The sequence below is a fragment of the Superficieibacter sp. 1612_C1 genome (genome assembly GCF_015234305.1).
Taxonomy (GTDB): domain Bacteria; phylum Pseudomonadota; class Gammaproteobacteria; order Enterobacterales; family Enterobacteriaceae; genus Superficieibacter.
In genome coordinates this window covers 579,169-598,414 of record NZ_JADGMI010000001.1, presented here as the reverse complement: position 1 = coordinate 598,414, position 19,246 = coordinate 579,169, and the positions used below count along the sequence as shown (strand labels likewise).

Below are 19,246 nucleotides of genomic sequence, written 5' to 3'. Positions count from 1 at the left end.
ATTTATAATTGCGAACCAGAACGCGCAACGTAGTGCCCCGGCGCAACCTGCTGCAACGGTGCAATAGCCACCTCTTCTCCTCGCTTGTAAATATTTCCCGGAATATCATCGGACAGCAGCACGCGCTGTGGGCGACGATGCGCAGGATCGGCCACCGGAACGGCCGCCATCAATTTGCGGGTATACGGGTGCTGTGGATTTTCGAACAGCGCCCGGCGCGGGCCAATTTCCACAATCTGCCCCCGGTACATCACCGCGACGCGGTGGCTGATACGCTCCACCACCGCCATATCATGTGAGATAAACAAAAATGCGATCCCCATCTCGCGCTGGAGATCGAGAAGCAGGTTAATGATCTGCGCACGGATAGACACGTCCAGCGCGGACACCGATTCATCGGCGATCACCACCTTCGGATTCAGCGCCAGCGCACGGGCAATACAGATGCGCTGGCGCTGACCGCCGGAAAACTCATGCGGATAGCGCCAGGCGTGCTCCGGCTTAAGCCCGACGCGCTCCAGCAGCCAAGCCACCCGCCGCTGGGCACCTTCACCTTCCAGCAGTCGGTGGACCCGCAGCGGCTCCATAATCGAATAGCCCACCGTCTGACGGGGATCCAGCGAGGCGTAAGGATCCTGAAAGATAAACTGAATATCGCGGCGTAGCGGCTGTAACTTACTGGTGGGCAACGTGTCGATGCGCTCACCGTTGAAGGTAATGGTACCGCTTTGTGATTCGACCAGCCGCAATAAGGCCCGCCCGGTGGTCGATTTACCGCTGCCGGATTCCCCGACCAGCGACAGCGTTTCACCCGGCCATAAATCAAAGCTGACCTTTTCTACTGCGTGAACTTCGCGTGTCACGCGATTAAGAATGCCGCCGCGCAGCGGAAAGCGAGTAACCAGATCGCGGACCTGAAGGACCGGCTTGCCGGGCACCACGGTATCCTGCCCGGCGTCGTCATCCTGTTCATCGGCAGAGAGCGGAAAGCGACGCGGTAAATCGCTGCCGTGCATCGCGCCCAGGCGCGGTACGGCAGCCAGCAGCGCGCGGGTGTAAGGATGTTGGGGTGCGTTAAAGATCTGCTCCACGCTGCCTGTTTCCACCGCTTCGCCCTGGTACATCACCAGAACCCGGTCGGCGATATCGGCGACCACGCCCATGTCGTGGGTGATAAAAATCACCCCCATCGCCATATCCTGCTGTAAAACGTCGATCAGGCGTAAAATCTGCGCCTGAATAGTGACGTCCAGCGCGGTGGTCGGCTCATCGGCAATCAGCACCGCCGGACGGCACGACAGCGCCATGGCAATCATGACCCGCTGACGCATACCGCCGGAAAGCTGATGGGGATAGCTGTTGAGCACCGACTGCGATTCCGGGATACGCACCTGTTCAAGCATTTTTTTGGCTTCAGCCAGCGCCTGATGGTGCCCCAGTCCCTGATGTAAACGAATCGACTCGGCAATTTGCTCGCCGACGGTAAATACCGGATTCAGCGAGGTCATCGGCTCCTGAAAAATCATGGCGATATCCGCACCGCGCACCCGGCGCATCTGCGATGACAAGAGCTTATCAGGTTCAATCGTCAGACCGTTGCGGCGGCGCAGTAAAAACTGGTCGCAGGAAACCGTTGCCCCGGCCTGTTCAATCAGGCGCATCAGCGCCAGCGCCGTGACCGACTTCCCCGAGCCTGACTCGCCGACAATCGCCAGCGTCTCTCCGCGCTGCAAGGTGAACGACAGATTGCGCACGGCAGAGACACTTCCCTGCTCCTGGGCAAAGGAGATGTTCAGATTGTTAACCGCCAGCACGTCGCTGGCAGCGAATGGTTGACCTTGCGGCAACAGCGTCTCCTTATTCGCGGTAAATTCCAATCGTTGGCGTATCACCTGCATAGCCCCAGGCGCGATACATGCCTTCACTATTAAATGGCAGGACCACATTACCTTCCCGGTCAATGGCAATCAGCCCGCCGCTACCACCGAGCGCCGGGAGTTTTTCCATCACCACACGTTCGCAGGCTTCCAGCAGGCTAAGACCACCATATTCCATCAATGCAGCAATATCATAAGCGGCCAGCGTACGCATAAAAACTTCGCCCGTGCCGGTGCAGGAGACCGCCACGCTGGCGTTATTGGCATAACATCCGGCACCCGGAATCGGGCTATCACCCACCCGTCCGGGGAGTTTGTTGGTCATCCCGCCTGTAGACGTCGCGGCCGCCAGGTCTCCGGCTTTATCCAGCGCCACCGCGCCAACCGTGCCCATTTTGCTGGTTTCATCCAGCGGCGCGGCGTGGTGATCCAGCCGCAGCTCGCCGTTGGCGCGCGCGGCAAGCAACTGTTCATAGCGCTCCGGCGTGGAAAAAAGGGCGCTGTCGACGCGCTCCATGCCGTGCCGGAAGGCAAAATTTTCGGCCCCTTCACCAATAAGCAGCACATGGGGGCTGTGCTCCATCACCAGCCGCGCAGCCAGGATAGGATTGCGCAGATGGCTGACGCCTGCCACCGCGCCCGCTTTCAGGCTGCTACCGTCCATGATGCAGGCGTCCAGCTCATGCGTTCCATCCCGGGTAAAGACCGCGCCAATGCCGGCATTAAACAGCGGGCACTCCTCCAGCAGCCTCACCGCTTCGGTCACCGCATCCAGTGCGCTGCTCCCGGCTTCCAGCATTGCCTGCCCGGTTTCAACGACCGCCGAGAGCGCGGCAATGTACTGCTGTTCACGCTCCGGCGTCATTTGCGCACGGGCTATCGCGCCTGCTCCTGCGTGAATAGCAATAACCGCATTTCCCATCTTTCCCTTCCTGTCATGACGGCGTCACGGCTTTTTCTATAGATATCATTACCGTGGCGACTCTTATATACAATTTTTGAATATAGAAAGATGCGGCGGTGATGTAAAGGTTAAGCCGATGGTGGCATACAGCTAAAAGCCGTTTTCTGCCATAATGGCGCATTCGATTTTTATCCGCAGGAGTTTGCCATGAATTTTAACGCCGGACTGATACCGCTCGACGACGCCCTTTCGCAGATGCTCAACCGCATCGTCCCGTTGACGGAAGCCGAAAGCGTTCCGCTGGTTCAGGCTTTTGGTCGCGTGACGGCGCAGGATACCGTTTCGCCGCTGGACGTTCCCGGTTTTGATAATTCAGCGATGGACGGTTATGCCGTTCGACGGGCGGATCTCAACGATGGCCAGACTCTGCCAGTCGCAGGGAAAAGTTTTGCCGGACAGCCATTTCAGGATGAATGGCCCGAGGGCACCTGCATCCGCATTATGACCGGTGCGCCGGTTCCTGCGGCCTGCGATGCGGTCGTTATGCAGGAAGAGACGGAGGTGTCTGACGCAGGCGTGCGCTTTATTGCACCGGTACGTGAAGGGCAAAACATCCGCCGTCGCGGAGAGGATATTCGCAGCGGTGCGACGGTGCTGCCACGCGGGACCCGCCTCACCGCCGCTGAACTGCCGATTTTGGCTTCGCTGGGTATTGCTGAGGTTAACGTCGTGCGCAAGGTACGGGTGGCGCTCTTTTCCACCGGCGATGAACTCCAGCTGCCGGGTCAGCCGCTGGCGGAAGGACAGATTTATGATACCAACCGCCTGACGGTACATTTGATGCTTGAGCAGCTTGGTTGCGAGGTCATTAACCTCGGTATCGTTCGTGACGAGCCACAACGGCTACGCGAGACCTTTATTCGCGCCCGCGACCAGGCGGACGTGGTGATTAGCTCGGGCGGCGTGTCGGTTGGCGAGGCGGATTACACTAAAACGATTCTTGAAGAACTGGGCGAGATTGCCTTCTGGAAGCTGGCGATCAAGCCGGGTAAACCTTTCGCCTTTGGCAAACTGGGCGACAGCTGGTTTTGTGGGCTACCGGGTAACCCGGTTTCAGCGGCGCTGACCTTCTACCAGCTGGTGCAGCCACTGCTGGCAAAACTCAGCGGCAATAATGCCCCTCTTCTGCCACCTCGTCAGCGCGTGCGCTGCGCCAGCCGCTTAAAAAAATCGCCGGGACGTCTCGATTTTCAGCGCGGTATTTTACAGCCGAACGCACAGGGCGAGCTGGAAGTGCATACCACCGGGCATCAGGGTTCACATATTTTCAGCTCATTCAGCCAGGGCAACTGCTTTATCGTGCTGGAACGCGAGCGTGGTAACGTTGAGGCTGGCGAATGGGTTGAGGTAGAGCCGTTTAACGCGCTGCTGGGAGGTTTGTAATGGCAGAGGAGCTCAGCGATACAGAGATGATGCGCTATAACCGGCAAATCGTGCTGCACGGGTTTGACTTTGAGGGTCAGGAAGCCCTGAAAGCCGCGCGGGTGCTGATTGTTGGTCTGGGCGGACTGGGCTGTGCGGCAGCGCAGTATCTGGCGGGTGCCGGCGTCGGGCAACTGACGCTGCTGGATTTCGATACGGTCTCCGTATCCAATCTTCAGCGGCAAACCTTGCACAGTGACGCCACTATCGGCCAGCCTAAAGTTGATTCCGCCCGCGATGCGCTGGCGCGCATTAACCCGCATATCACCCTGACGCCCGTTAATGCCTTGCTCGACGATACCGCGCTTTTTGCATTAATTGCAGAACACGATGTGGTGATGGATTGTACTGATAACGTCGCCATTCGCCAGCAGCTTAACGCAGGCTGCTTTGCGCATAAAATCCCGCTGGTTTCCGGTGCCGCCATCCGCATGGAGGGACAGATCAGCGTGTTTACCTGGCAGCAAGGCGAACCCTGCTACCGCTGCCTCAGCCGTCTGTTTGGCGAGAACGCCCTCACCTGCGTTGAGGCTGGCGTAATGGCCCCGCTGGTGGGCGTGATCGGTTCAATGCAGGCGATGGAAGCCATCAAAGTGTTAGCTCATTATGGTACGCCAGCCGCAGGAAAGATTGTGATGTATGACGCCATGACCTGTCAGTTCCGCGAAATGAAACTGATGCGGGCGGCGGGATGTGAGGTTTGTGGAGAGTAAAGGCCAGGCACCCGGAATCAAGGTGCCTGTTGGCTGTCGGTGATTAAAGGCCGTGAGCCCGCAACACTTCGCTGGGCAGGCCTATTATCTTCAATACCGCTTCGCGGTCGATACCGTTTTCAAGCATAGTACGCGCGATACGCAGAGCTTCTTCCTGGCGGCCTTCCTGACGGCCTTCATGTTTGCCATCATTCCAGCCCGCTGCATGCAATCTTTCAGCAATCGTCATCAGTTCCTCCTTGTGTTGTGGGGCGCGCCTGGCGAGACTGCGAAAAAAGGTACTGAAGTCGACGGCATCGCCGCACCGCGCCATGTAATTAAACAGCGTTTCTCGCTGAATGTGCGTAGTGTATCCCATCGCCAGTAACGAGGCCAGTTGCTCTGCCATCACCAGTAAGTCCCGCTGGCGTATATGTTTTTGTACCAGTTCCAGCAGGGCCACCCGGCGATGCTGCATGATTTGTTCATCCGGCGTGACGGTAATATCAACCAGCGTAAACGGTGTGGTATAGAGCTGGCGAGCATGGGCAGGATCGGTAAATTCATCAAACCAGCACAGAGAATGCGGATAGGGACTGTCGACACCGTGATAAAACAGCATCGGCACCACCAGCGGCAATTGTTGATGACCTTTATCCAGATGACGCTGCATAACATCCATGGTATAGCGCATTAGCCTGAAGGCCATGAGCCTGTCAGGCGAGCTTTGATGTTCAATCACCACGTAGATATAGCCCTGACCAGCAGAAGTATTCACCGACCAGATCACGTCCGAGTGCCAGGCGCGTAAATCCTTTTTAATAAAACTGGCAGGTTCAAGCGCAAGCGTGTCCAGATCGCAGAGCTTGCGCAACGCAGGTGGAAGATGAATATCAAGAAAGTCTCGTGCCGTATCGGGGTGACATAAAAATTGTTTAAACACCGCATCATGCGGCGTTGAAGTGGTGACCTTTTCCATGGCTATCCATCAGAGGGTAATTACGATGGCCGGACTTTAGCCGCTATCAGATGCAGATTCATGCGACCCTTTTCCGTTTTACGTGACGAATTCAGAAAAGAATCCGTCTGTCTGCAACCTGTTCATTGCGCTGGAATGGGCTGCACAGAAATCTGCGCATTCGTCAGGGCCGGGTAATTTATGCGTGCATTGCTTCGCTTACGCATTAAAATACGTCGCATTGCCGTTTTCGCCAGGAGCGTAGTTATGACCGTTAAAGTTATCGTCACCGACATGGATGGATCGTTTCTTAGTGACGCCAAGACCTATGATCGCCAGCGTTTTTTAGCCCAGTTTGACCAGCTTCAGCAGCGCGGTATTGAATTTGTGGTCGCCAGCGGCAACCAGTACTACCAGCTTATTACCTTCTTCCCCGAGGTTCGCGACGCCATTTCCTACGTCGCCGAAAACGGCGCGCTGGTGTATGAGCACGGTCAGGAGCTCTTCCACGGTGAGTTAACGCAGCATGAATCGCAGATCGTCATCGGTGAACTGCTCAAAGATCCGCAGCTTAATTTTGTTGCCTGCGGTTTAGATAGCGCTTACGTCAGCGACAAAGCCCCGGAGGCCTTCGTAGAACTGATGTCGAAGCACTATTACCGCCTGAAACGCATCAACGATTACAGCGAAATCAATGATAAACTGTTTAAGTTCTCGCTTAATCTGCCGGACGAGCAGATCCCGCAACTGGTAGACGCGCTGCATATTTCTCTTGAGGGCGTAATGAAGCCGGTCACCAGCGGTTTTGGCTTTATCGACCTGATTATTCCCGGCCTGCACAAAGCGAACGGCATTAGCCGTTTATTGAAACGCTGGGAAATTTCCCCGCAGGAGTGCGTCGCCATTGGCGATAGCGGCAACGATGCGGAAATGCTAAAACTGGCGAAATACTCCTTCGCGATGGGCAACGCCGCGGACAATATTAGGGCGCTCTCCCGCTATGCGACCGATGACAACAATCATCATGGCGCACTGAATGTTATTCAGGCCGTGCTGGATAATACGCCGCCGTTTAACGACTGACGTTGTTAGCCGGAGCCAGTGACTCCGGCTTTTTGCCGGGTGGCGGCTTCGCCTTACCCGGCCGACAAAAAGCATCAATATCGACCGCTTAGCTGTAAACCACAGGACTGTGCAAGCGAAGCGCCGCCAGGCATCACTCCACGGTATAACGTTTGTCACTTTTTTGCGGGCTTTCACTGCCTGAAAGCCCGTGACAACACTTACTCGATACCCTGGCTGCGCAGGTAATCTTCGTAGTTGCCGCTGAAGTCCACCACGCGCTGCGGGGTGATTTCCAGTACGCGGGTCGCCAGCGAGCTGACGAATTCACGGTCGTGAGAAACGAAAATCAGGGTGCCTTCGTACATCTCCAGCGCCATGTTCAGCGATTCGATCGACTCCATGTCCAGGTGGTTGGTCGGTTCATCCATCACCAGGATATTCGGCTTCTGCATCATCAGTTTGCCGAACAGCATACGCCCCTTCTCGCCACCAGAAAGCACTTTGGCGGGCTTTTTGATGTCGTCCTGGCTGAACAGCAGACGGCCGAGGAAGCTACGTACGACCTGCTCGTCATCGCCTTCCTGTTTCCACTGGCTCATCCACTCGAACACGGTCAGATCGTTGGCGAAGTCGTCAGCATGATCTTGGGCATAATAACCAATACGGGCGTTCTCAGACCATTTTACCGTGCCGCTGTTGGCTTCGAGCTCACCCACCAGCGTTTTCAGCAGCGTGGATTTACCGACGCCGTTGGTGCCAAGGACCGCGAGTTTTTCCCCCACTTCCAGCAGCAGGTTAACGTCTTTAAACAGCGGACCGTTGTCGAAGCCTTTAGTCAGCTTCTCCACCTCAAGCGCGTTACGGAACAGCTTTTTATCCTGCTCGAAGCGAATGAACGGGTTTTGACGGCTGGAGGCTTTCACCTCATCAAGTTTAATTTTATCAATCTGGCGGGCACGCGAGGTGGCCTGACGAGATTTGGAGGCGTTAGCGCTAAAACGGCTGACGAAGGATTGCAGGTCGGCAATCTGCGCTTTTTTCTTGGCGTTATCCGCCAGCAGGCGCTCGCGCGCCTGGGTTGCGGCGGTCATGTATTCGTCGTAGTTGCCCGGATACACGCGCAGTTCACCGTAATCCAGATCCGCCATATGGGTGCAGACCATGTTAAGGAAGTGACGGTCGTGCGAGATGATAATCATGGTGCTGTTACGTTCGTTAAGCACCTGCTCCAGCCAGCGAATGGTATCGATGTCCAGGTTGTTGGTCGGCTCATCAAGCAGCAGGATATCCGGGTTGGAGAACAGCGCTTGGGCCAACAGCACACGCAGCTTCCAGCCGGGGGCGATTTCGCTCATTGGGCCGTAGTGCTGCTCAACCGGAATGCCAACACCGAGCAGAAGCTCACCGGCACGTGACTCGGCAGAATAACCGTCCATCTCGCCATACAGCACTTCGAGATCGGCCACTTTATAGCCGTCCTCTTCACTCATCTCTGCGAGACCGTAGATACGATCGCGCTCCTGCTTCACTTCCCACAGCTCGCCGTGGCCCATGATGACCGTATCGAGTACGGAGAACGCTTCAAAGGCGAACTGATCCTGACGCAGTTTACCGATGCGCTCGTTCGGATCGAGAGAAACGTTGCCCAGCGTCGGTTCTAAATCGCCGCCGAGGATCTTCATAAAGGTGGATTTACCGCTACCGTTCGCGCCAATCAGGCCGTAACGGTTGCCGCCGCCGAATTTGACGGAAATATTTTCAAAAAGCGGCTTACTGCCGAACTGCATGGTGACGTTGCTGGAAACTAACACGGGTATTTCCTGAAAAAAGTGTGACAAACCGCTAATTATGCCACTTTAGCGCAGCTTTTTCACCAGGTGAAATACGCTCACCCTCAGCGCTGCGTTAAAATCCGGGTTTATGCCAACATTCTGAATTAAAATCAGTCCCCTGCAATTACGTCTAAAATGTAGTCAGCGGAAAAAAGTGTGATTTTGCACACATCTATTTCCCACTAAACCGGAATGCACCTATAATGCGCTCCAAATGATAGTGGACTTTAAATCAACAGCCTGTGGCACTGGTATCTTGCATAACATGAATATGAAACTAACGACCCTCTTTGCGGCGGCGCTGGCTGTCGTGGGCTTTTGCAAAACGGCTTCAGCCGTTACGTATCCTCTGCCAACCGATGGCAGCCGTCTGATCGGTGAAAACCAGGTGATTCAGATCCCGGATGATAACAAACAGCCGCTGGAGTACTTTGCGGCCGAGTATCAAATGGGCCTGTCCAATATGCTGGAAGCTAACCCGGGCGTGGACACCTATCTGCCGAAGGGCGGCACCGTGTTGAATATCCCTCAACAGCTGATCCTGCCGGACACCGTGCATGAAGGGATTGTTATCAACAGCGCCGAGATGCGTCTGTACTACTACCCGAAAGGCACCAACACCGTGATCGTGCTGCCTATCGGTATCGGTCAGTTAGGTAAAGATACGCCGATTGCCTGGACTACCAAGGTTGAGCGCAAAAAAGCGGGTCCGACCTGGACGCCAACCGCAAAAATGCATGCTGAATATACCGCAGCGGGTCAGCCGCTTCCGGCAGTCGTTCCGGCAGGTCCGGACAACCCGATGGGTCTGTATGCCCTGTACATTGGCCGCCTGTATGCGATTCATGGCACCAACGCTAACTTCGGCGTCGGTCTGCGTGTGAGCCACGGCTGCGTGCGTCTGCGTAACGACGACATCAAATTCCTGTTCCAGAACGTGCCGGTAGGTACGCGCGTACAGTTTATTGATGAGCCGGTGAAATCCACCACTGAGCCAGACGGTAGCCGTTATGTTGAAGTTCATAACCCGCTTTCCACGACTGAAGCGCAGTTTAGTGGTGACGAAGAAGTCCCGGTCACGCTGACCAAAGCGGTGAAAAAAGTCACCGACCAGGCGGATGTCGATCAGACCGTACTGGAGCAGGCGATCCAGAACCGTTCCGGTATGCCGGTTCGTCTGAACTAAGACTGGAATGCCCGGCCGCATCGCGCGCCGGGCAAATGTTTAACCGTTATTCACAATCACAATCCCGCTGTGATCGTAGCGATAGTGGCAGTGGGCATACTCCAGCGGCGTTCCATCCTCCAGATAAATCACCTGCTCTACCTCCATCACCGGGTCCGTCTCCTGACAGTTCAAATACTGCATATCGAGCGCATTCGGCTTTAACGCCCGCACTACCCGATACGATCCCATGATTTTCAGCCCCAGCGTTTGCTGAATGTAGCGAAAAACCGAACTTTCCAGATGGGATTTATTCAGGCCCGGCACCAGGCTCACGGGCATAATGGTGGCATCCAGCGACATCGGTTCGCCATTAAGCAGCCGCAGGCGGATAAAGTCATACACTGGCGCGTCAGCACCAATGAGCAGCGAGGTTTGCTCTGTTTCGTCGGGAAAACGCAGTTCGAAGCGAACGACTTCGCTGCTTACCGTGCCTTTATCCTTCCACGTTTGCGTCGCGCCAAAATAGTCGCTTCCGGCCAGTTCCCACTGCGACAACTGGTGAAAATTTTTGCGAATAAACGTGCCCTGCCCCTGACGGGTATAGACCAGCCCTTCGATAATCAGCTGGCGCATCGCCTGCTGGATGGTCATTCGGCTGGTACTGAACTCGGCCGCCAGCGCAAACTGATCGGGCAACGGCTCGCTCGCGGGATACTGCTTACTCAGAATACGCTGCCTGATTTCCCGCGCGATCAACACATACTTCGCAGCCATTACCCTTCCTTTTTATTTACGCTATTTCGCTATTTTTTTGCGCCACTCTCTCGGCGATTTTGAGGAATGGCAGGTAGAAGAATACACCAAAGACAATGATGATCAATTGCACCACCACGGCGCGCCAGTCGCCCGCGGTGGCAAGCCAGGCGCTGAGCACCGGCGGCGTGGTCCACGGGATCATCACCACGCAGCGTGATATCAACCCCAGCGACGTACACATCCAGGCAAAAAAGATGCCGATAGCAGGCAGGAGGACAAAGGGGATCATCAGCGGAATGTTAAACACAATTGGCAAGCCGAAAATGACCGGTTCGTTGATATTAAACAGGCCCGGAGAGATCGCCAGACGGGCGACCTGCTTCGCAGCTTTCTGCCGCGAGAAGATAAAAATAGCAATCAGTAACGAGAACGTACTGCCAGTGCCGCCAATCATGCCGAAGGTCGGGACGAAAATATTGTTAATGATATGCGGAATGGGCTGTCCGTTAGCGAACGCCAGCATATTTTCATTGGTATTGATCAGCAGGAACGGCTCAAGGATCACGCTGTTGACCACCGCCTGATGAATACCCAGCGTAAATAAGAAGTTACCGAAGCTATAGATAAAAAGCGTCCCCGGCAGGCTGGTATTAATCATGCGCAGCGGTTGCTGGATCAGGGTGGTGATCAAATGAATCAGATCGGTATGCAGCAGGTTAGCCAGTAACGCAGCAAATAAAGCAAACAGCGACAGCGTAAGAATGGTGGGGATTAATGATGAAAACGACTGGCTGACTGCCGGAGGGACATTTTCACCCAATGAAATTTTTAGCCGCTCAAGCCGCGAAATACGAATGAAAATCTCGGTCGACAGCAGGCCGATAATCACCCCGGCAAAAATCCCGGTGGTGCCGATATTGGCGAAGGTCAATACCTGGGTAATACTGACCGTGGTCTTCGCGCCCAGCGGCACCAGATCCACCTGCATGGGCATCATGATGATAAAACTACATATCGCAATAATGACCGCCGAAACCGGGTTGTCGATTTTTTTATTTCGCGCCAGCGACCAGGCGATCATCGGGGCGATGAGCAGGGCGGCAATATTCAACGTCCCGTTGATAATCGCGTCCCCCCACAGTTTGAACTTCGTTAGGGTCTCCCCTTCCATCACCCACGGAAACACCACGTTGTTCACCAGTACCGCCAGCCCGGCCAGAATAAAAATTGGCATGATGGCGGCGAAAGCATCACGTAGCGAACGCAAATGCACCTGCCCGGCAATACGTGCGGAAATATCGACAAAGCGATCGGTAAAAGACTGCATATTTGTACCAGACATAGCAGAACCCTTTCTTTTATCCCCTGGACAATACAGGTTGCAGGCCCCTGCAACCTGTCATCAGTACAAACCCGGTTTGGCAGTGAACTACATTTTCTCGCCATTACTGTGAATCACCTGTTGTAACCAGGCGTAACTTTTCTTCGGCACCCGCTTGAGGTCCTTCAGGTCGTGGTTTTCACGGTTGACGTACACCACGCCGTAACGCTTACGCATATCGCCCTGAGAACTGAGAATGTCGATCAGTCCCCAGCCGAGATAGCCAATTACCTGTGCCCCATCCTCAAAAATGGCCGCTTTCATAGCGTTGATATGCTCACGGTGATAGTCGATGCGGTAGTCATCTTCAATCATGTTGACGCCGTCCCAGGATTCAATCACGCCGATACCGTTTTCAATCGGGAAAACCGGCAGACGCCAGTCGTTGTAGTAACGGGTGATGATAGTGCGAAAACCCAGCGGATCGATTTGCCAGTTCCACTCCGTTGCTTTCAGCCACGGGTTAGGCTTATCGCCGTGCAGCAGGTAATCATTTACTGGCGTATTTTCCGGGATAGCGTCGCTGTCCAGGGTTCGACTGGCATAATAGCTGAAGGCCATAAAATCGTTTTTCACCGTCGGCAGCAGGGCAAGATCGTCTTCTCGATAGATATCTTCGAACCCTTCCCGTTTCACCACCGCCAGCACTTCCGGGCTGTACCCTTCTCCCGCGTATACCCGCAGCAGGTTTTGATTCAGGAATTCATCGAACTGTTGAGCGCAAAAGATATCACGCGGTTTGCAGGTGGCCGGGTAAATCAACTGATGCGCCAGCATGCCACCCATCAGCTTGCCCGGTTTGGTGTCGTGCAGGTATTGCGTCAAATGGACGTGGGCCATCATGGTGTGATGCTGGATCAGATACAGGTCGCGCAGCGTTTTATCTCCGCGCAGGTAGCCCGAGACCTTAAACGCTTCCGGCATGTGAAAAATATTCTGCTCGTTGAAGGTGAGCCAGTATTTCACCCGGTCACCGAAGCGATCGATCATCTGCTGGCCATAACGGATAAACGCGTCCATCACCCGGCGGTCGGTGAAGCCGTTGTACTGCTCGGCCAGCGCTAACGGCATATCAAAATGGTAAAGACATACCATCGGTTCAATACCACGGGCGAGGAGATCGTTGATAAAGCGGTCGTAAAACGCGATGCCCTCTTCATTAAACTCACCGTCACCCTGCGGGCACACCCGGCTCCATGAGATCTGGAAACGGTAGCAGTTCATGCCCAGGTTTTGCATGTGGTCGAAATCTTCCCGGTAGCGGTGATAAGAGTCCGTCGCCACTTTCCAGTCAGAGGCGAATTCGCTGGCCTCGCGAATATCGTAAACCGACATCCCTTTTCCCCCTTCGTTCCAGGCACCCTCAGTCTGCATGCTGGAGACTGAATTTCCCCATAAAAAACCGTCAGCTAATTTTTTTGTCATTTACTGGCTCCTCGTGCGTATATGTAAAGTCATTTAAACTATATGACTAGTCATATACCCATAAAGCCCAGGCTGGCAAAAAGTAATGGACGAAAATGTGAGCGGATTCGAAAAGATCGTGGCGATCGGCAAAAGAAAAGCCCGGCGAAAGCCGGGCGGTGTTGGTGAAACGGATAATGCCTGCCCCGGTGGTGATTTGCCGGATGGCGCTACGCTTATCCGGTCTACGTTTCCTCTGAAATCAACGTATTACCAGGAATGCAGGCCCGCGGCCACAACGTAACGCGTTACCCTTTCAGCTGATTACGGCGATATTCGCCCTGCCGCTCCAGCATCCAGCCGGGATATTCCCGCGGCAGCGCACTGACCGCATCAAGCTGTTTAAGCTCCTCTTCGCTGAGACGGATCGCCGTGGCGGCAATGTTATCGGTCAGCTGTTCAGGGCGCTTCGCCCCGATAATCACACTGCTGACCACCGGTTGATGTAACAGCCATGCCAGCGCGATTTGCGCTACCGATACGCCTTTGCTGTCGGCGATATTACGCATCACATCGACGCAATCAAACGCGCGATCGCTCTCCACCGGCGGGAAGTCAAATTCCTGGCGGCGGCTACCGGCTTCACTTCCGCCGTCGCGGCTGTATTTACCACTCAGCAGGCCACCTGCCAGCGGACTCCAGACCATCAGCCCGACCCCTTCGCTCTGCATCATCGGCACCAGTTCACGCTCCAGATCGCGTCCGGCGATGGTGTAATACGCCTGGAGCGACGCGAAACGCGCCAGTCCTTTGCGCTCGGAAATCCCCAGCGCTTTGGTGATTTGCCACGCTGCCCAGTTCGACACGCCGATATAGCGCACGTGACCGTGCTGCACCAGGTTATCCAGCGCGTACAGGGTCTCTTCCATCGGCGTCGCCGGGTCAAAACCGTGCAGTTGATAGAGGTCAATATGATCGAGTTGCAGACGGCGCAGGCTCTCCTTCACGCTATTGATAATGTGATAGCGTGAACTGCCACGCGAGTTCACGCCTTTGGTGCCGGTTTCGCCGAACACTTTGGTGGCCACCACCACATCTTCACGCGGGATCTTCAGGTTTTTCAACGCCTGACCGGTGATCTCCTCCGAGCGGCCTTCTGAATAAACATTCGCCGTATCAATAAAATTGATCCCCGCCTCCAGCGCGGTGCCGACCAGTTTTTCCGCCTCAGCCTGACGTAACTGACCAATCTTCCCCCACATCCCCTCTTCGCCGCCAAAGGTCATGGTGCCGAGGCACAGCTCAGAGACAAACAGACCGGTATTGCCAAGTTTTTGATATCGCACAGGACTCTCCTTTCAGGATGATAACGTGAGTACCCCATAGTTATAACCGTCAGGGGGCCATTGCGAATGTGGCGTTCCTGTCCTTTTCTTGCCCAATCCTCTGAAATTATCCGCGCGGCGCGTCGCCGAAGACGGAATAGTCTGGCAGGCGCACGGTCTGGTAAGGTTCCCAGCCGCCGCCCAGCGCCTTATACAGGGCGACCAGGTCAAGACTGCTCTGCACTTTCGCCTGCGCGCGCTGCTGTTCCGCCTGCGCCAATTGTCGCTGGGCATCCAGCACGTCAATAAAGGTCGCCAGCCCCTGACGGTAGCTGTCGCTGGCCAGATTAAAGGCGTTCTGTAGCGCTTCGATGGTCTTATCCAGCCCCTGCTCCTGCTGCTGATCGCTGCGGTAGCTGACCAGCGCATTTTCCACATCGTTCAGCGCGGTGAGTACCGTCTGACGATATTGCAGTACGCTTGCCCCCTGCTGCGCGCGCGCCAGTTTGACGCTGGAGACCAGACGTCCGCCCTGGAAAATAGGGATCGAGACCTGCGGGCCAAAGCTATAGAAATGGCTGCTCCAGTCGGTCAACCAGTCGGCCTCGCTGTTACGCATGCCAAACTGGCCGCTTAAGGTCAGGCTGGGGAATAACTGGGCGACAGAAACGCCGATTTGCGCGGTGGCGGCATGCAGATTAGCCTCCGCCTCTCGCACGTCAGGACGCCGACGCGCCAGCGTTGACGGAATACCGGTTTTGACGATATTCGGCAGCGGCGGCAGCGGCTGTTCACCGCGCAGTTCGTTATCCAGCGTGCCGGGCGCTTTCCCCAGTAATACGGCAAGGGCGTTCATCGCCTGACGCTGCTGCGCCTGATACTGCGGCAATTGCGCTTCGAGATTACCCAACTGGGCGCGGGCGTTTTCCACGTCCATTTGCGGCGACAGCCCGCCGCGCTGGCGGTTTTCGGTCAGCTCCAGCGTCTGCTGCGCGGTGGCAATCTGCGTATTCATGGTATGGATGATGCTTTGTGCGCCGCGCAGTTGCAGCCACGCACGGGCGACCTCCGCCTCCAGCGACACCAGCGCGTCGTTACGCTGCTCAATGGCCGCCTGCTGTTGCGCATCCGCGGCTTCCACCTGGCGGCGAACTTTACCCCATAAATCCAGTTCCCACTGCGCGTCAAAGCTCCCCTGATAGAGGTTGATTGGCTGGGTCAATGGTCCCAGCGCACTACGCAGTTCCGGGTCGACATCATCGAGCTGGCCGTAGACATCATGCGATTCCAGCTCGCCTTTTAGTCCCAGCTGCTGCCGGGTGGCCTGTAAGTTGCCGTTAACCGAAGGCATAAATGCGCCGCCGGCCTGATTCAACTGCTCACGCGCCCCGGCAATACGCAACACCGACTGTTGCAGTGACAGATTGCCCGCAATCGCCCGCTCTATAAGGCTATTCAGCTGCGGTGAGTTAAAGGTTGTCCACCAGCGCGGATCAACTGCCTGGGGCCGGGTTTGCGACGGCACATCGCTGCTGCCCGCATCATTCCAGCGGGCTGGCGTCTGCGGCACTGCCGTCTTGTAGTCGGGTCCCACGCTGCACCCTGCCACCATCAGCGCCATCACGGTCAGGGAGAAAATGTTGCGTCTGTGCATATTAATGTGCTCCTGCGCTGCCTTCACTCTTCACCGGTGACAGCAGTAGACAAAAAGGGATCAACAGTAGCGCAACCACGCTAAGGATCGTAAAGACGTCGATATAGGCCAGAATGCGCGACTGCTCAATCATCGTCTGGTACATCTGTCCGGTGGCGAGACTGATTGGATCGCCCACCAGCCCGGTAAAATCACGAATGGCCTGCGCCGACTGGCGGATCGCCTGCTGAAACTGTTCGTTGAACGGGCTGGTGTGATAAGCCAGATGGGCGCTGTGCGCCTGTGCCCGCTCGGTGATCGCTGCGGTGGAGAGCGAAATGCCGACCGACCCCGCCACGTTACGGAACATGGTAAACAGCGCCGAGGCGTCGGCGTTAAGCTGGCGCGGAATGGTAATAAAGGCGATGGTGGTCAGCGGCACGAACAGGAAGCCCAGCCCCAGCGACTGCGCGCTGCGGAACAGCACCAGCGTTTCAAAGTCGACGTCCGGCGTCAGCGTTCGCGACCAGAAGAAGGCGGCCCCCAGCAGAAAGAAACCAAACGCAATGATATAGCGGGTCTGCACCACCGGCATCAGCTTAAGCACCAGCGGAATGGTCAGCACAATCAGCACCGCGCCCGGCGAAAGCACCAGTCCCGACCAGGTTGCCGTATAGCCCAAATCCTGCTGCGCCAGCTGCGGGATCACCACCGAGCTACCGTAGAGGATCATCGCCATCCCTGCCATCAGCAGGCTGGAGACGGCAAAGTTTTTATCCGCCATACAGCGCAGGTCGACCACCGGTTTGCGGGCGTAGAGTAGCCAGTATATCGCGCCAATAATGCCGATAAGCGTCAGCACCGCAAAGGTGCAGATAAAGTTAGAGTAGAACCAGTCTTCATCCTCGCCGCGATCGAGCATCACTTGCAGGCAGCCAAGCCCCAGGGCAATCAGGCCGATCCCGGTCCAGTCGATGCTTAATTTCTCTTCGGATTTACGCTCCCACGGCGGATCTTCCAGCAACTGATAAATCGCCAGTACGGTTACGATGCCGACCGGAATGTTAATGAAAAACACCCAGCGCCAGGAGTAGTTATCGGTGATCCAGCCACCGAGCGTCGGGCCCAGCACCGGGGCCACAATAATCGCAATCGACGACAGGCCAAATGCCTTACCGCGATCTTCCGGCTTAAAATAATCCAGCAGCACCGACTGCTGGGTCGGCTGGAGCCCACCACCGAAAAAGCCCTGCATAATACGAAACAGGATGATTTGCCACAGTTCGGTGGCGATCCCGCACAGGAAGGAGCAGATGGTGAACATCACAATACAGATCAGGAAGAACTGTTTGCGGCCAAAAACGCGGCTGAGGAAGGCAGAAATGGGGAGCACGATACCGTTCGCCACCAGATAGCTGGTCAGCACCCAGGTGGATTCATCGTAGCTGGCCGACAGCGATCCGGCGACGTGCGGCAGCGCCACGTTCACGATCGTGGTATCAAGGATCTCCATAAATACCGCGAGGGTGACCACCATTGCCACCGCCCACGGATTACTGGCCGGACGCCAGTTTTCATGGCTCTGGTCGGTCATTCCAGCGTTACCTTCGGTTCCACGGAGAGGCCAAGCGGCAGCGGATGATTCGGATCCAGCCCTTTGTCGATGACGATTTTGACCGGCACACGCTGAACGATTTTCACAAAGTTGCCGGTGGCGTTTTCCGACGGGAAGGCGGCGAATTTCGAGCCGCTCCCCTGCTGGATACTGTCGACGTGACCTTCGAGTTCCATATCGCCGAAGGCATCAATTTTAATGCTGACTTTATTCCCCGGACGCAGGCGTTCCAGCTGCGACTCTTTGAAGTTCGCCACAATCCAGATATCGGGGGAGACCAGGGAAAACAGCGCGGTGCCGGCCTGCACCAGCGTGCCGTTCTGCACGTTACGCTTAGTGACAAAGCCGTCAAACGGCGCGCGGACTTCGGTCCACGAGAGATTCAGCTCCGCCGTTTCGAGCTGGGCGCGGGCCTGATCGACCTGACGCTCGCGCGCTTCAACGTTGGTTTCCTGCTGGCGGATCTGCAATTCGACCTGCTCTGCAACTTCAAGTTGCGCTTTGGCGCTGGCCATCTGTGCCTGGGCGCTGCGCAGTTGCGCGTTAGCCGAATCAATATTCTGTTGGGTGGTCGCACGCGGATCGACACCGCGCTGACGACGGTAAGCCGCCTCGGCATTCGCCTGATCGGCCTGTGCCTTCAGCACCTGCGCCCGCGCTTCATCGCGTTGGGCCGGATACTGAACTTTAGAGAGCGCCAGTTGCGCCTGCGCCTGATGCAGCTGCGCCTCGGCCAGCCCCAGTTGCGCTTTCGCCTGATCGCGCTGGGCCGTCGCATCTCGCGGATCGATAACCACCAGCAGATCGCCCTTCTTCACGCGCTGGTTGTCTTTCACCCGCAGATCGGTCACATAACCTGCGACCTTCGGCGCGATGGTGACGGCGTCGCCATCGGTAAACGCATCATCGGTGGTTTCCTCATTACGGGTCATCAGCCACCACACCAGCGCCACGATAATCATCACGATCACCACAATGCCAAGAATAATGAGTGGCTTTTTACCCGGACGCTTGCGCTGGTCCTTCTTCTGATTATCTTCCTGATTTTCGGATTTTTTGTCTTCCTGCTGATTTTCCGCTTTTTTTTCTTCCTGCTGGTTGTCAGGTTTTTCGTCTTGTTCTGCCATAAGTTGCAACGGTCCTGTCAGTTAACG

At 55.9% G+C, this 19,246-nt stretch carries 15 protein-coding genes; 4 read left to right on the top strand and 11 right to left on the bottom strand.

The features are described from left to right. Positions 1-2 precede the first annotated feature (2 nt). Positions 3-1,847 carry a glutathione ABC transporter ATP-binding protein GsiA gene (gene gsiA / locus INT84_RS02915; protein ID WP_228065797.1) on the bottom strand — a complete coding sequence of 615 codons (1,845 nt, stop codon included), beginning with the start codon at positions 1,845-1,847 and terminating at the stop codon, positions 3-5. Between the two features lie 10 nt (positions 1,848-1,857). Next, positions 1,858-2,799: a beta-aspartyl-peptidase gene (gene iaaA / locus INT84_RS02910; protein WP_194205550.1), complete on the bottom strand. Its 942-nt coding sequence runs from the start codon at positions 2,797-2,799 to the stop codon at positions 1,858-1,860. Between the two features lie 189 nt (positions 2,800-2,988). On the opposite strand from iaaA, the gene moeA reads away from it, so the two are divergent. After that, positions 2,989-4,224, top strand: a complete 1,236-nt coding sequence (moeA, locus tag INT84_RS02905) for a molybdopterin molybdotransferase MoeA (RefSeq protein WP_194205549.1) — start codon at positions 2,989-2,991, stop codon at positions 4,222-4,224. After that, entirely contained in the window at positions 4,224-4,976 is a 753-nt protein-coding gene (gene moeB / locus INT84_RS02900) for a molybdopterin-synthase adenylyltransferase MoeB (protein WP_194205548.1), read from the top strand. The genes moeA and moeB overlap by 1 nt, the downstream gene beginning before the upstream one ends. Before the next feature lie 43 nt (positions 4,977-5,019). On the opposite strand, the gene INT84_RS02895 is transcribed toward moeB, so the two are convergent. Then, complete coding sequence (locus INT84_RS02895) at positions 5,020-5,934, bottom strand: Rpn family recombination-promoting nuclease/putative transposase (RefSeq protein ID WP_194205547.1); 915 nt, start codon at positions 5,932-5,934, stop codon at positions 5,020-5,022. 246 nt (positions 5,935-6,180) lie between these two features. Between INT84_RS02895 and INT84_RS02890 the strand changes: the two genes are divergently transcribed. Next, positions 6,181-6,996, top strand: a complete 816-nt coding sequence (locus INT84_RS02890; protein ID WP_194205546.1) for a Cof-type HAD-IIB family hydrolase — start codon at positions 6,181-6,183, stop codon at positions 6,994-6,996. A gap of 200 nt (positions 6,997-7,196) precedes the next feature. On the opposite strand, the gene INT84_RS02885 is transcribed toward INT84_RS02890, so the two are convergent. Next, positions 7,197-8,789 carry an ABC-F family ATPase gene (locus tag INT84_RS02885; protein WP_194205545.1) on the bottom strand — a complete coding sequence of 531 codons (1,593 nt, stop codon included), beginning with the start codon at positions 8,787-8,789 and terminating at the stop codon, positions 7,197-7,199. Between the two features lie 286 nt (positions 8,790-9,075). Here INT84_RS02885 and ldtB point away from each other — a divergent pair, with 286 nt between their 5' ends. Continuing rightward, positions 9,076-9,996 (top strand): L,D-transpeptidase, encoded by a 921-nt coding sequence (ldtB, locus tag INT84_RS02880; RefSeq protein ID WP_194205544.1) that lies wholly within the window; start codon positions 9,076-9,078, stop codon positions 9,994-9,996. A 39-nt stretch (positions 9,997-10,035) separates the two neighbouring features. Here ldtB and INT84_RS02875 read toward each other — a convergent pair whose 3' ends face one another. The 7 genes from INT84_RS02875 to INT84_RS02845 form a co-directional block, all read right to left on the bottom strand. Further along, complete coding sequence (locus tag INT84_RS02875) at positions 10,036-10,752, bottom strand: GntR family transcriptional regulator (protein ID WP_194205543.1); 717 nt, start codon at positions 10,750-10,752, stop codon at positions 10,036-10,038. Positions 10,753-10,768: 16 nt separating this feature from the next. After that, positions 10,769-12,076: a PTS sugar transporter subunit IIC gene (locus INT84_RS02870; protein WP_194205542.1), complete on the bottom strand. Its 1,308-nt coding sequence runs from the start codon at positions 12,074-12,076 to the stop codon at positions 10,769-10,771. Between the two features lie 87 nt (positions 12,077-12,163). Continuing rightward, positions 12,164-13,540, bottom strand: coding sequence for a glycoside hydrolase family 1 protein (locus INT84_RS02865; RefSeq protein WP_194205541.1), 1,377 nt, complete (start codon positions 13,538-13,540; stop codon positions 12,164-12,166). Between the two features lie 287 nt (positions 13,541-13,827). Continuing rightward, a complete protein-coding gene (locus INT84_RS02860; RefSeq protein WP_194205540.1) occupies positions 13,828-14,865 on the bottom strand; it encodes an aldo/keto reductase in 1,038 nt (345 codons plus the stop codon). A gap of 106 nt (positions 14,866-14,971) precedes the next feature. Beyond that, complete coding sequence (locus INT84_RS02855) at positions 14,972-16,498, bottom strand: efflux transporter outer membrane subunit (protein WP_194205539.1); 1,527 nt, start codon at positions 16,496-16,498, stop codon at positions 14,972-14,974. 1 nt (position 16,499) lies between these two features. After that, positions 16,500-18,071, bottom strand: a complete 1,572-nt coding sequence (locus tag INT84_RS02850; RefSeq protein ID WP_194205538.1) for a DHA2 family efflux MFS transporter permease subunit — start codon at positions 18,069-18,071, stop codon at positions 16,500-16,502. Next, positions 18,068-19,219: an HlyD family secretion protein gene (locus INT84_RS02845; RefSeq protein ID WP_194205537.1), complete on the bottom strand. Its 1,152-nt coding sequence runs from the start codon at positions 19,217-19,219 to the stop codon at positions 18,068-18,070. Before INT84_RS02845 ends, INT84_RS02850 begins: the two co-directional genes overlap by 4 nt. Between the last annotated feature and the right edge of the window lie 27 nt (positions 19,220-19,246).

Bases quoted from the DNA above. Each gene is read 5' to 3' on its own strand.
- INT84_RS02865 (WP_194205541.1), bottom strand. From the start codon at position 13,540: ATGACAAAAAAATTAGCTGACGGTTTTTTATGGGGAAATTCAGTCTCC.
- INT84_RS02855 (WP_194205539.1), bottom strand. From the start codon at position 16,498: ATGCACAGACGCAACATTTTCTCCCTGACCGTGATGGCGCTGATGGTG.
- INT84_RS02890 (WP_194205546.1), top strand. From the start codon at position 6,181: ATGACCGTTAAAGTTATCGTCACCGACATGGATGGATCGTTTCTTAGT.
- moeB (WP_194205548.1), top strand. From the start codon at position 4,224: ATGGCAGAGGAGCTCAGCGATACAGAGATGATGCGCTATAACCGGCAA.
- INT84_RS02870 (WP_194205542.1), bottom strand. From the start codon at position 12,076: ATGTCTGGTACAAATATGCAGTCTTTTACCGATCGCTTTGTCGATATT.
- INT84_RS02895 (WP_194205547.1), bottom strand. From the start codon at position 5,934: ATGGAAAAGGTCACCACTTCAACGCCGCATGATGCGGTGTTTAAACAA.
- INT84_RS02845 (WP_194205537.1), bottom strand. From the start codon at position 19,219: ATGGCAGAACAAGACGAAAAACCTGACAACCAGCAGGAAGAAAAAAAA.
- INT84_RS02850 (WP_194205538.1), bottom strand. From the start codon at position 18,071: ATGACCGACCAGAGCCATGAAAACTGGCGTCCGGCCAGTAATCCGTGG.
- iaaA (WP_194205550.1), bottom strand. From the start codon at position 2,799: ATGGGAAATGCGGTTATTGCTATTCACGCAGGAGCAGGCGCGATAGCC.
- ldtB (WP_194205544.1), top strand. From the start codon at position 9,076: ATGAATATGAAACTAACGACCCTCTTTGCGGCGGCGCTGGCTGTCGTG.
- INT84_RS02875 (WP_194205543.1), bottom strand. From the start codon at position 10,752: ATGGCTGCGAAGTATGTGTTGATCGCGCGGGAAATCAGGCAGCGTATT.
- moeA (WP_194205549.1), top strand. From the start codon at position 2,989: ATGAATTTTAACGCCGGACTGATACCGCTCGACGACGCCCTTTCGCAG.